The 11,981-nt window shown below is 67.3% G+C and carries 12 protein-coding genes; 5 read left to right on the top strand and 7 right to left on the bottom strand.

What is annotated here, in order from left to right; genetic code table 11:
- On the bottom strand, window positions 1-236 hold a 236-nt coding region (locus AB0383_RS49725; RefSeq protein WP_366191642.1), incomplete at its 3' end, for a hypothetical protein.
- A 637-nt stretch (window positions 237-873) separates the two neighbouring features.
- Between AB0383_RS49725 and AB0383_RS49720 the strand changes: the two genes are divergently transcribed.
- A complete protein-coding gene (locus AB0383_RS49720; protein ID WP_366191640.1) occupies window positions 874-2,628 on the top strand; it encodes a hypothetical protein in 1,755 nt (584 codons plus the stop codon).
- 669 nt (window positions 2,629-3,297) lie between these two features.
- A complete protein-coding gene (locus AB0383_RS49715) occupies window positions 3,298-3,957 on the top strand; it encodes a class I SAM-dependent methyltransferase (RefSeq protein ID WP_366191638.1) in 660 nt (219 codons plus the stop codon).
- A gap of 34 nt (window positions 3,958-3,991) precedes the next feature.
- Here AB0383_RS49715 and AB0383_RS49710 read toward each other — a convergent pair whose 3' ends face one another.
- Window positions 3,992-4,960: an IS481 family transposase gene (locus tag AB0383_RS49710; protein ID WP_366191646.1), complete on the bottom strand. Its 969-nt coding sequence runs from the start codon at window positions 4,958-4,960 to the stop codon at window positions 3,992-3,994.
- Window positions 4,961-5,100: 140 nt separating this feature from the next.
- Window positions 5,101-6,309 carry an MFS transporter gene (locus AB0383_RS49705; protein ID WP_366191644.1) on the bottom strand — a complete coding sequence of 403 codons (1,209 nt, stop codon included), beginning with the start codon at window positions 6,307-6,309 and terminating at the stop codon, window positions 5,101-5,103.
- Between the two features lie 1,094 nt (window positions 6,310-7,403).
- Here AB0383_RS49705 and AB0383_RS49700 point away from each other — a divergent pair.
- Window positions 7,404-7,886, top strand: coding sequence for a cupin domain-containing protein (locus AB0383_RS49700; protein WP_366191636.1), 483 nt, complete (start codon window positions 7,404-7,406; stop codon window positions 7,884-7,886).
- Here the strand turns inward: AB0383_RS49700 and AB0383_RS49695 are convergent.
- From AB0383_RS49695 to AB0383_RS49685, 3 genes are read right to left on the bottom strand one after another with little or no spacing between them, the layout of a single operon-like run.
- Window positions 7,883-8,686: a phosphate ABC transporter ATP-binding protein gene (locus AB0383_RS49695; protein WP_366191634.1), complete on the bottom strand. Its 804-nt coding sequence runs from the start codon at window positions 8,684-8,686 to the stop codon at window positions 7,883-7,885. The two genes, AB0383_RS49700 and AB0383_RS49695, sit on opposite strands and share 4 nt — an antisense overlap.
- A 10-nt stretch (window positions 8,687-8,696) precedes the next feature.
- Window positions 8,697-9,584 carry a class E sortase gene (locus AB0383_RS49690; protein ID WP_366191632.1) on the bottom strand — a complete coding sequence of 296 codons (888 nt, stop codon included), beginning with the start codon at window positions 9,582-9,584 and terminating at the stop codon, window positions 8,697-8,699.
- Window positions 9,578-9,787, bottom strand: coding sequence for a hypothetical protein (locus tag AB0383_RS49685; RefSeq protein ID WP_366191630.1), 210 nt, complete (start codon window positions 9,785-9,787; stop codon window positions 9,578-9,580). The genes AB0383_RS49690 and AB0383_RS49685 overlap by 7 nt, the downstream gene beginning before the upstream one ends.
- A 4-nt stretch (window positions 9,788-9,791) precedes the next feature.
- Here AB0383_RS49685 and AB0383_RS49680 point away from each other — a divergent pair, with 4 nt between their 5' ends.
- Both AB0383_RS49680 and AB0383_RS49675 read left to right on the top strand, forming a co-directional pair.
- Window positions 9,792-10,151: a hypothetical protein gene (locus AB0383_RS49680; protein ID WP_366191628.1), complete on the top strand. Its 360-nt coding sequence runs from the start codon at window positions 9,792-9,794 to the stop codon at window positions 10,149-10,151.
- A 37-nt stretch (window positions 10,152-10,188) separates the two neighbouring features.
- Complete coding sequence (locus AB0383_RS49675; RefSeq protein ID WP_366191626.1) at window positions 10,189-10,812, top strand: hypothetical protein; 624 nt, start codon at window positions 10,189-10,191, stop codon at window positions 10,810-10,812.
- Here the strand turns inward: AB0383_RS49675 and AB0383_RS49670 are convergent, their stop codons facing one another.
- Window positions 10,813-11,196, bottom strand: coding sequence for a hypothetical protein (locus tag AB0383_RS49670; protein WP_366191624.1), 384 nt, complete (start codon window positions 11,194-11,196; stop codon window positions 10,813-10,815).
- Between the last annotated feature and the right edge of the window lie 785 nt (window positions 11,197-11,981).

Genomic DNA, 11,981 nt, shown 5'->3' with positions numbered 1-11,981 from the left:
ACGACCCGCGTGCGCAGCTGCTCGATCCGCTTCGCCGCGTCAGCACGCAGCGCCAGTGCCTCCGCGAGCTTCATCTCCTCGCTCATGCCGCGAGAATAACGGCGATTAACTTCGGTTGGTGAACCGAGTCGGCCGCCCTGCAGATCACCGGCATCGACTAGCTCATCGACCAGGCCAGCCCGACGCGCTTCAACGCGTCCAAGCTCCAGGTGCACTGGTGCCAACCAGACGTACACCCCAAGGAACTCGAACCCTGAACGTCTGATCCGTAGTTCTAACGCTCGTCTGGGGATACTCGGAACGCCTGGTCGAGGTAGGCAGCAGTTACACCAAACTGGGCGCGTCCGGCATCGGTGGTCAGCAGTTCGTGGACCAGGTTGTGGACCAAGATCAACCCGAGTCGGCGATCCCACCTCGACGTCACCGACACGCGCCGGGCACGCGTGTCCACGCTGCGGGGTGGTGTAACCGTGTAGAGGGTGCCCCCTCTCCGGTCGGTGCCGGTAACGTTCCAGTGCGTGACGACGGGGGATGGCGCACAGGACAAGCTACGTCTGTCGAACGCGCGCTGATTGAGCACGTTGAGCGTGGCGACGTTCTCGACCTGGCCACAGATGGGCCCGTGGACGAGGGTGTCATGCGGAGCTGGAGTGAAAAGCAGACGATTCGAGCGTGGGTCGTGCGCGACGTCGTTCGTGGCCGACTCGCCCCCGATCCAGACCCGCGGGGGGTGCAGTTGCGCGGCGCCCGTATCGCGGGCCGCTTGGACCTCGACAACATCACCAGCACAGTTGGTCTGACCTTAACCGAGTGCCTGCTGGACACAGGATGCTCGGCGAATGGCAGCCACCTGCCAGATCTTGCCTTGTTGGGATGTTTATCGAACATCCCAGCGCCGTACCGCTCTCCGCCAACTGGGTGGTTACCCGCACGCTCATCCTTGATCAGTCAACGGTGAAATCCCACAGCACGCTGGGCGGCGTCAATCTTTCGATGGCTCAAATTGGTGCAGTGAGCTGCGCCGGGGCAACGCTGCACAACGACTCAGGTCCCGCCGTGTACGCCGACTGGCTCCAGGCCGACGGTGGTGTTCTTCTCAAGGACGAATTCTCCGCGACCGGCGCCGGCGAACTCGGGGCAGTACGCCTCCTCGGCGCCCGCATCCGCGGTCAGCTGAACTGCGCCGGGGCAACGCTGCGCAACGACTCAGGCCCCGCCCTCTACGCGGACCTGCTGCACACCGACGGTGGCGTACTTCTCAATGACGGATTCTCCGCGACCGGCGCCGGGAAGCACTCGGCAGTACGCCTCCTCGGCGCCCACATCGGCAGTCAGCTGAACTGCATCGGGGCAACGCTGCGCAACGACTCGGGCCCCGCCCTCGACGCCGACGGGCTCCTGGCAGACAGTGATGTGGGCCTATTCGACGGATTCTCCGCGGTCGGCGCCGGGGAACTCGGGGCAGTACGCCTCACCGGCGCCCACATCGGCGGTCAGCTGAACTGCGCCGGCGCGACACTACGCAACGACTCAGGCCCCGCACTGAGCGCCGACCGGCTCCAGAGCGACGGTGGTGCGCACCTACGCGACGGATTCTCGGCGATCGGCGCCGGGGAACTCGGGGCAGTACGCCTCACGGGCGCCCACATCGGCGGCCAGTTGGCCTGTGACCAGGCAACGCTGCGCAACGACTCAGGCCCCGCCCTCTACGCCGACCGGCTCCAAACCGACCGTGACGTGTTCCTAGGCGACGGATTCTCCGCGACCGGCGCCGGGGAACTCGGCGCAGTACGCCTCACCGGCGCCCACATCGGCAGCCACCTGGACTTCGCTGGGGCGACACTACGCAACGACTCGGGTCCCGCGTTGAAAGCCGACGGTCTCCAGAGCAACGGTCCTGTGTCCTTAGACGGAAGCTTCTCCGCGACCGGCGCCGGCAAAAATGTGGTGCTGGATCTGACCGATCTTCGAGTCAAAGGCACATTGTTTTTTGGTCCGACGAGATTGGAGCACATCCACGACGCGCATGCCCGGTTGGCCGTTGACGGCTTGGTCTACCCCGGGTTGTCATACGGCACCTCGACCGGCTCGTGGCTGAGACTGCTGCGCGAGGCCACTCCCGTGTACTCCGCCCAGCCCTACCAACAGTTGGCCGCGGCGCAGCGGTCGGCCGGACATGACCGAGAAGCCCGGCGAGTGCTGATCCAACAACGACGGGACCAAATTCACCGCCGCGCACTGACCGGACGAGCCGAACGCACCTGGGCCCGCCTCACCGGACTCCTTCTCGGCTACGGCTACCAACCCTGGCGAGCACTCTGGGGCCTGCTCGCCACACTCATCCTCGCCGCCCTGATCACCACGCTGCTGGGCGCCCACGGCGGACTAGCGCAGGTCCAAACGCCACCGACCCCGACACCGGCTGCATGCACGCTCCTCGAACGCCTAGGAGTTGGACTCGATCTCGGGACACCATTGATCTCAACTGGAGAACGCGCACACTGCGACACCACCAACAGCACCACCGGCCAGGCACTCACTGTGCTGGGCTGGGGCCTCCGGCTGCTCGCTTGGAGCTTCGCCACCCTCTTCATCGCTGGATTCACCGGCGCGGTCCGCAAAACCTAGCCCCACGCCCTTGCGCGCGGCGCTTCCGGCGACCGCCGCGTGACACGAATGGCCTCTAGCCAGCGAGCCGGCGCAGTCAGCGTCACACAAGCATCCTTCAGCGACACGAACCGACAGCGGTCTGCAGAGCAGGGCGAGCCAACGTAACCGGCGACCCCAGCCTTGCAAAAGCGCTGGTCAACACCATCTCCGGCGTCCGCTGCACGTCAGACTGGCCCTGCTGTTGTCTCCAGTGCCTCGCGTGGATGGTGCAGACGTCATTTCGCAGTCATCATGACCGTCATTGATCAACTTTGTGGCGCGCACGACGGACACTCGGTGCCGATATCGGCCAAGTTCGAAGGCTCGGTCAGCGCATGTTTCGACCACCAGGCCAGGCCAGTACGTGAAGTCCTCGACACCGGGAAGGCCAGCGCGAATCCCCGACGCTCGCTGCGGCCCGCTCCCGGCAAGCCGGAGCCGACCGGCCAGCGACACGAGCGCTGTCCGGGACAACGGCCCGACGGCCCGCACCCGCCCGCGCCGGTCGGTCTGGCCGAGCACCAGCGCCGTCGGCCGAGTGGGGCTGCCGGTCATCGTCGACCCGAGGCCTTGACCCTGGAACACCATCACGCGTTCGGCCTCGAGTACTCCGGCCGACTGTCCCCGCCTCACGCTACGGTCGTGTGTGTGACCGACGCCGACTTCCTGACCGAAACGCGGGCGACTTACGACACCGTCGCCACCAGCTACGCCGAAATCGTTCCGGACATGGACGATGACCATCCTATGGCCCGCGCGGTGCTCGGCGCGTTCGCGGATCTTGTCCGGGCAGCCGGCAGCGGACCAATCGCCGACATCGGCTGTGGCACCGGTCGGGTGACCGCGTTTCTGGACAGGGCAGGCCTCGAGGTCTCCGGTATCGACCTATCCCCGGGGATGCTTGCCGTCGCCCGGCGAAATCATCCTGGGCTTCGGTTTTCGGAGGGCTCGGTGTTCGCCCTGGACTTGCTGGACGGTAGCCAAGCCGGAGTCGTGGCTTGGTACTCCGTGATCCATATGCCGCCGGAGCGGCTGCCTGCGGCGTTCTCGGAGTTTCATCGTGTGCTGGCTCCTGGCGGCTACTTGCAGCTCGGCTTCCATATCGGCGATCAGCGGAACCACAAGACGCAGGGCTATGGGCACGACGGCATTTCGCTGGACGTCTACTTGCTGCCGGTCGAGCGGATCTGCGAGCTGCTGAGCCAGGCTGGGTTTGCGCTGGACACGCGTGTTGTGCACGAGCCGGACGGTCGCCTCGCCCGAGTGCCGCAGGGCTATCTGCTTGCGCGCAAAGCAACCGAGTCGTGAGTACCATGCGTTCCAAGATCGCAGTCAGGATCGTCTAGTTGTAGTGCCCTGTGAGGTTGTTGACCCGGGTGATGGGTGGGTGGCCGTTGAGGGCGGTGTGGGCTCGGTGGTGGTTGTAGTGGTGCAGGAATCCGGGCAGTGCTTCGGCTCGGTGGTGTGAGCTGGTGAAGGGTTGGGAGTAGGCCCATTCTTCGGCGAGGGTGCGGTTGAAGCGTTCTGCTTTTCCGTTGGTTTGCGGCCGGTAGGGGCGGGTGAACCGTTGTGTCGCGCCGAGGCCGGTGACCGTGTCGCGGAAGACAGTGGCGCGGCGGTAGGCCATGGCGTTGTCGGTCATCACGCGTTCGATCCGGTCGATGCCCAGCTCGGCCAGGGCGGTGGCGGCGCGGCGCAAGAACTCGGCGCAGGTGGCGGCGGTTTCGTCGGGGTGGATTTCGGCGTAGGCGATGCGGGTGTGGTCGTCGATGGCGCAGTGAACGTATTCGTAGCCGACCCGGGGTGCGTTGCGGGCGGCTGCGTGTTGAGGGCTGTCGCGTCCGTGGGCTCGCCAGCCGCCGCCCTCGCGGAGCCGGCCGAGCTTCTTCACGTCGACGTGGAGCAGTTCGCCGGGCCGGTCGCGTTCGTAGCGGCGGATCGGTTGCCCGGTCGGGCGGTCCAGCCAGGCCAGTTTCGGCATGTGGTGGCGGGTCAGGACGCGGTGCACAGTCGAGGCGTGCAGGTCGAGGATCCCGGCGATGCGCGCCGGTCCCAGCCGGTGGGTTCGGCGCAGATCGGTGATCTGGCGTTCGGTCTCGGATGCGACGCGGTGGGGTGAGCGATGCGGCCTGCTGGATCGGTCTGTCAGGCCGGCGTCTCCTTCACGGCGGTAGCGGCGGACCCACTTGTGTCCGGTCGCCCGGGATATCCCCAGCTCGGCGCTGACATGCGCGACCGGGCGTCCGGCGGTGACACGCTCGACCAGCAACCGTCGACCATGCAGGGTCAGCCGGGCGTTACGGTGAGACACGAAGACCTCCGTTGTGATCGGTGATGGCGTCAGACACCACCACCACACACGGAGGTCTTCGTCATGATCAACCCGACGCGCCGCTCACACGTCAACAACGTCCATGGTCACTACATCTAGTCGGCGACCAGACGACGCAGCTACAGGGATTCGTCGTGACCACGACCCTGACCCGGTTGCAATGTCACTGGGGCGAGGTGACGGATCGGCGCGCTGGCGAGCCCGACGATCGCACAGCCCACCAGCGCACAGGCACTGACCACTATCGCGGCGCCGGGTCCGACAGCGTGCGCAAGCGATCCCAATGCGTTGTTGGTGACCAGCAACGCCGCGCTTTGCACCAAGGTCAGCAAGGCCTGAACGCGAGCGACGTAGCCGACCGGCGCAGCACTGAGCATGATCGGACTGAGGCTACTGACGAATACCCCCGTTCCGGCGCCGGCGAGGAATGCGCCTGCGATCGTGAGCGGGAGAGGGGTGCTCAGAGCAACCGTGAGCTGGCCTGCGCCGGTCCCGACCAGTGCAACCAGTCCGACCAAGCCAGGACGGGCTCCAGCGCCACGCTTGCTGACGTGCAGCGTCGAGGTGATAGTGCCGACGCTCTGCGCGCCGACCAGTACACCGGCGAAGCTCGGGTTCCAAGCGTGGTCACGAGCAAGCTGCGGAATGAGGATGCTGGCGAACGGCAAGATGAGCCCGGCCGCACCTGCGACGAGAAGGAGCGCCGAACGCACCGCGGCGGTCGTCAGCGCCAGCCGCACACCCTCGGCGGCTTCCGGCAGCAGGTGCTTGCGCTCGTCGAGTGGGCCCGGCGCAAACCGAGGGCGAATCCGAATCAGCACGACCAGCACGATCGCAAACGTCAGCGCATCGGCGCCCGCAGCGGCGGGTAGCCCGGCAAAGGCGGCCAAGACTCCGCCGAGCGGTGCACCGACCATCGACACCAGCTGGGTCCCGCTCTGGCGCAAAGCCAGGGCTCGCACAAGCTGATCGCCGGTCACCAGCAGTCGCGGCATCGATCCCTGCGAGGGAACGTAGAAGGCGCCGTTCGTGCCGATGATCAGCGCTGCGACGATCAACAAGACCGGGGGCGTTCCCACCCAGTTCGCTGTAATCGCAACAGCCACCGCCACGACCAGCATGACCGAGTCGCCGACGATCATCACCCGCCGCGCCCCGACGCGGTCACCCACAGCGCCGCCCACCAACAGCAAGATCGTCCGTGGCAACGACACCGCCGACAAGACAAGGCCGGCGACCACACCGCCATGCGCCGACGCAGCCCAACCCAGCCCGAAAGACAAGACCGCATCCCCCAGCTGCGAAGCCAAAGCGCCGCTCAGCCACACCAAAAAATCTCGTGGCAACCGGTCCTGTGCCCGCGCTTGCCCAGCGGCAATCACCTCAGACTCTCCCCCCCGGGAGCGCACAGGCGACTCCTCACCGGTCACCTTGGGAGGCGCAGTATGTCACCGGGCCACGACAGCACACGGCCCTCAACGTCTGAACCACCAGAATTGGTGCGGGGCATTAGACCTGGAGACCGACCAGACTGCGCCTGAGCCCGATCAACAGTTCCCTACCCCGTGCGGAGCTTGGATCTAAATACTGGTCAAACCGAGCAAACCAGGTGGAGGGCGGACCAAAATTCCGTAGTCCGGATAAGCACTCCGGCTGGGCCGGGCTCGGGCCGGCCGCACCTCGAGCCCAGCAGCACCTGGCCCTGCCACAACGGCTGCACCTCGGCCGGCGCCACGGGTGCGCTCGGCTGTCCCGCCACGCTCAGCCAGACCTTGAGTGGAGCGAACTCGACCATGCCGACCTTCACCGCTCCAGCAGTCGCCGCGGCGCCGGCGATCACGATGCAGATCCCGAATACCCCACGATTCCCGTGTTCACTGACCCGTCCCCCTCGCTCAGCGCGCCCGGATCGTATTGATGCACGAGGAAACCGGGCAAGGTGGGAAAAGTCAGTCCGGCCCTACGACACTAAAAGGCCTGAACCCGAAGGTCCAGGCCTGAAAAAGGGGTCGAGTTCTCGGGTGACAAGCCCCGGGCCTCCGGAACCGCCAACGACATCAGCGTCGACGCCTACCTGTACGACAAGAACGAGCTGATGGGGTCGACGTTCACCGGGTCGAAGGTCGCGAAGTGGTCGGGCTCCGGTGCCCAGACCTACCAAGGCTGGCCGACCTGCTCGAGACGCAGAGAACGAAGACTGTCTCCGTGGACGTGCACAGCACGGCGTGCCTGCGCGCCGGCAATCACGTCGTCGCGCTGACCATCGGGGCCGGACAGGAGGGTGGGCGGCTGGTCGACGCCACGGTGTGGCCCATCCCGTGAAAGTGGCCCAATGATCTTGGCCTGAAGTGACCCGCGTTCCAGTGCCATCCCGACCTTAACGTCGAGAGGGAGATCAACTACCGGGGCGGGAGTGCAAGACATGAACAAGACGATCAAGGCAACGCTGGTTTCCCTGCTGGCACTGGCCGGCGTGGCAGCGTGCAGCACAGGCGAAGCGGCCGACAGGGCACCGGCATCGAGCAGCAACCCCCAAAGCAGCAGCCCGGCGAAGCACCAGACGAAAGCCGGGGCCGTCACCCGGCTCATGACGCAGAGCCTGCCCGACATCCCCGGCAAGGAGGGCATGATCGAGATCGTCGACTTCGCGCCGGGGGAAGCCTCCCAGGTGCACCGGCACAACTGCGACCTGTTCGTCTACGTCCTCGAGGGAAGTGTTGTCACGCAAGTGAAGGGCGGCAACCTGCAGACCGTCCCCACGGGTGGCGTGTTCTACGAATCCCCCACCGACGTCCACGTCGTGAGTCGCAACGCGAGCGCGACGGAGCCGGCGAAGCTGGCCGTCTTCTACGTGAAGGCCAAGGGCACCCCGCCGACGGTCATCCTGAACGACGGGGACAACTAGCCGAAGCGGCCGTGGACGTAGTCGGCGGTGCGGTCGTCGTGCGGGGACTCGAAGATCGTGGTTGTCGGGCCGGCCTCCACGATGCCGCCGGGGGCGCCCTCTTCGGCGAGGAAGAAGGCGCACTGCGCGGAAACCCGTTGGGCCTGCTGCATGTTGTGGGTGACGATCACGATGGTCACCTCGCCGCTGAGGTCCTCGATCGTCTGCTCGATACGGCGCGTCGAAGTGGGGTCGAGAGCCGAGCAGGGCTCGTCCATGAGCAGGACCTTCGGGCGCACCGCGAGGGCGCGCGCGATGCACAAGCGCTGCTGCTGCCCACCGGACAGCGCGCCGCCGGGTTGGCGGAGGCGGTCGCGGACCTCTTTCCACAGGCCGGCCTTGATGAGGCACTCGGCGACGAGATCGTCCTTTTCGGGGCCGCGCACCTTGGTGCCCGTGAGTTTCAGGCCCGCGGTCACGTTGTCGAAGATGGACATCGCCGGGAACGGGTTGGGCTTCTGGAACACCATGCCGATGTGGCGGCGCGCGTCGGTGAGCTTCCACGACGGGTCGTAGATGTCGTCGCCCCCGAGGAGGACCTCGCCGGCGAGCGTGGCGCTCGGCACGAGTTCGTGCATGCGGTTGAGGATGCGCAGGAACGTCGACTTCCCGCACCCCGAAGGCCCGATCAGCGCGGTGACGGACCGCGCGGGCATGGTCAGCGACACGCGGTCGAGCACCTTTCGGTCGCCGAACCACGCCGACACCGCGCGAGCCTCGATCGACGTGGTCTCCTCGACCGACGACAGCAGCATGGTCATCCTGGTCTCCTCACAACAGATTCGGCAGCAGCGAAGCCGCCTGGTCGGCCACCGTGACGCCGAGCGCGCCGAGCAGCGGCACCCCGATCACCCACGAATGCCACTTGCCGACGCGTTGATGGACGTACACGACTCCGGCCGCGCTCACCACGAGCAGCAGCCCCCACAGCACGAGCGGCACCATCGCCGCCGGGTCGCCCGACAGCGCCTGCTCCGGCTCGCTCATCGCCGACGCCGGCAGCACACCCCCGATCCCGACGGTCGGGGTGAGCAGACGCGCGTCCACGCGCAGGACGTCGGCGGGCAGGCCGGGCGGGCCGTCGGCGGTGACGAGCGTCAGCCGGCCCTGGCCCTGCGCGGGCGGGGCCGGCTGCGGGTCGCCGCTGTGGCGCACGCCCAGCACCTCGTACTCGTGCTTGCCCTGCCCGGTGGTGACGCTGATCAGGTCACCGCGTTTGAGCTTGCCGATGTCGAGGAACGGCGCGCCGTACCCCGCCCGCCGGCCGAGCACCACGCTCGTGCCCACCTGGCCCGGCAGCACCGTGTCGCGGCGGTGCCCCGGCCCGGACTTCAGGACCTCCGACGTGGACCCCTCGCCGACGACCTCGCGCACGCCGATCCGCGGCACCGTCAGCACGGCCACCGGAGTCCCGGGCTCGAGCGGGTGCCCGTCGGGGTCGTAGCCGCCGGCCGGCGCGGTCGCGTTGGCGAGCTGGTCGCGGAACGCCGCGTACGCCCGGTCCTGGTCGCGGTTGTGCGCCAGCTGCCCGATCACGGCGATCTGCACGACCAGGCACAACATCAGCGAGCCGACGATCGACAGCGCCTGCCCGGTCACCCACACCGCCGCGGGTTTCCCCGCCGGCGGTGCGACGGTGTCCGTCTCGGTGGTCACCATGTGCGGCGGGCGTCCGCCCTGCGGCGGCGGACCACGATGAGCGCCACGGCGCCCAGCCCGATCAGCACGGCCGCGGCGAGGATCAAGAACCCGAGGTCGACGCCGGTGTAGGCCAGCGTTCGACCCGGCACGGAGGTGCCGACGTTCTCGCCCGCGCCGCCGCCGGAGCCGGGAGTGCCGGTGTCACCGGGCGGGACGGTCACCGAAGTGTCGCTTGTGGACGTCGTCGAGCTCGACGAGGAGTCGGTGGTCTCGGTATTGGAGACCGTGCCCGAGGACGTCGTCGTGGACGTGCCGGTCGGCGTGGTGGTGCTCGTGCTCGTCGGGGTGGTCGTCGTCGTGTGCGGAGTGGTGGTTGTCGACACCGGGCTCGAGGTGGTGGTCGACGTGCGGGTCGTCGTGGTCGAGGTCGACGTGGGCGTGCCGGTGGTGGTCGTGGTGCCCGTCGTCGTCGTGCCGGTCGTGGTCGACGTCGGCGTGGCCGACGTGGTGGTCGTCGACGAGGTCGAGCCCGGCGTGTCCGAAGTGGACGGTGTGGACGGAGTGGTCGTGGTCGTCGACGTGTGATGTTGGCCGAGCCCACCGCGTCGTAGGAGACTCCCGCATGACCGAGCAGGTGATCGGCATCACCATCATCCCGACGACCAGGCCGGCGAAGAAGGTGGAGCTGGCGAACGCCGAGGTGCACCGAGAGCCAGCGCGGCACGTCGAGCAGGTTCCACTGCAGGAACACCGCGCCGAAGAGGCCGTAGACCACGCTCGGGACAGCGGCCATGAGATCCACCAGGCTGATCAGCACCCGCTTCGGCCGTGGCGGCGCGTACTCCGAGATGTACAGCGCCACTCCGCAGGCCAGCGGAAACGCCACGCACAGGGCGGTGCCGGCGATGAGCAACGTGCCGACGAGCACCGCGGCGATGCCGAAGTTGCCGGAGTCGGGCTGCCAGGCCTGCGTGGTGAGAAAGGACGGTCCGGCCCGGCCGAGCGCCTGGCTTCCGTTCTTCAGCAGGAAACCGCCGACCACCACCATGATGGTGAGCACCAGCAGCCCGGCACCCAGCAGTGCCAGGCGGAAGAAGCGGTCGGCGCCGCCGGGTCTTCCGGTTTTCCGGCGGGCCTGAGTTTCCCCACCGGGGTGTTCGAGCACACCAGTCATGTCCCCTCCTCTCCGAATCACGCACGCGCAGCTTTACCCGGACAGCTGTCTCAGGCCGGGCAAAAACATTAACTACGGACGAACACGCGTTCGGTTGATCTCGCGGCTGGATTCGGCCAGTTGATGAAAAGAACTACCCGAATTGATCGCGTGCAGGCGGCGGCGGTACTTGCGGCTGGACACGCCCACCGACGTTCCGTCCAGGCGGAGCTGCCAGAGCCACATCCCCTGCTCGTCGCGCACGGTCAGGACTTTCGCGAGCTTGAGGCCGGCCTTGAGCGCCTGCACCGCGAGGGCGCAGGAATCACCGTCAGGGAAGGAATTAACCGACTGTGCGATGCTGCGGTTGTTGGCTGAGAGAAAACGCCACATGACGGCCCACCCCGCATCGGAATGCGCTCGTCCATTCAGTCCACCAACCGAGATGGACACCATCTCGAACCGAGGCTCGGCCATCGTTTTCCTTTATTCCAGCGGTCCCCGACCGACGCGCCCAGGCTCACCCACGTCGGTATACGACAGCCGAACAACGGGCAGCGCGGACGTGCTCCAACCGTTCACAGGGGATTAAACGCACACTCGGGTCGAGCACCCCGCACCCGGCGATCCGGGTGGTGGACCCGCGAGCCGATCCGGGGCCGCCGCGTGGGAGGGAGCCACCGTCAAGCATCGGCGGGTGGACGGACAATAACCGCCGTGGCGCAACGCATCGCTTGACGATGCCGGCGGTGGCCGAACACTGCTCCATCGGCTACCGCCCGTTTCGCTGCGGCTTTGCGCGTCAACGGCCGGCACCGCGGCCGTCCGAGCGCCAGGGCCGCGGTCGGGGAAGGCACGCATCCACCCCCGCCTTTGCCCGGAACGACCGTCCTTTGCCCAGCGGGCAACGCTGCTTCCCCGGTTCCCCACCGGCATGACAAAGGCACCGGGTGCACCCCGGTGCCGTGTCGTGATCATCAAGGAGATTTCGTTGCCACACCGAACAATTCGCGCACCGAGCGATCGAGCGCGGGCAGGACGGGAGAGAATCGAGCCCGCGTGCCGCGTGGAGCCGGCGGTGTACGCGGTCTCCCACGCTTCGCCCGACTGCCGGCAGGTGACCATCAGCGGCGGCGAGATCCCCTACTGGCTCGTGCAGAATCAGCCGAAGCAGTTCCCGGAAAGTGCGCCGCACCGGCCTGCGGGGCGCTTACCGCGTTGAGTAGAGTTGGTGAGGCGCGGAGAAGGACGATGATGACGAG

The sequence above is a fragment of the Amycolatopsis sp. NPDC051373 genome (genome assembly GCF_040689465.1).
GTDB lineage: Bacteria > Actinomycetota > Actinomycetes > Mycobacteriales > Pseudonocardiaceae > Amycolatopsis.
This window is presented reverse-complemented; position numbering and strand designations above follow the sequence as displayed.

What these genes read in the sequence shown, in the direction of transcription:
- AB0383_RS49720 (WP_366191640.1), top strand. Translation starts at nt 874, where the DNA reads ATGTTTATCGAACATCCCAGCGCCGTACCGCTCTCCGCCAACTGGGTG.
- AB0383_RS49700 (WP_366191636.1), top strand. Translation starts at nt 7,404, where the DNA reads ATGAACAAGACGATCAAGGCAACGCTGGTTTCCCTGCTGGCACTGGCC.
- AB0383_RS49695 (WP_366191634.1), bottom strand. Translation starts at nt 8,686, where the DNA reads ATGACCATGCTGCTGTCGTCGGTCGAGGAGACCACGTCGATCGAGGCT.
- AB0383_RS49690 (WP_366191632.1), bottom strand. Translation starts at nt 9,584, where the DNA reads ATGGTGACCACCGAGACGGACACCGTCGCACCGCCGGCGGGGAAACCC.
- AB0383_RS49675 (WP_366191626.1), top strand. Translation starts at nt 10,189, where the DNA reads ATGACCGAGCAGGTGATCGGCATCACCATCATCCCGACGACCAGGCCG.
- AB0383_RS49670 (WP_366191624.1), bottom strand. Translation starts at nt 11,196, where the DNA reads ATGGCCGAGCCTCGGTTCGAGATGGTGTCCATCTCGGTTGGTGGACTG.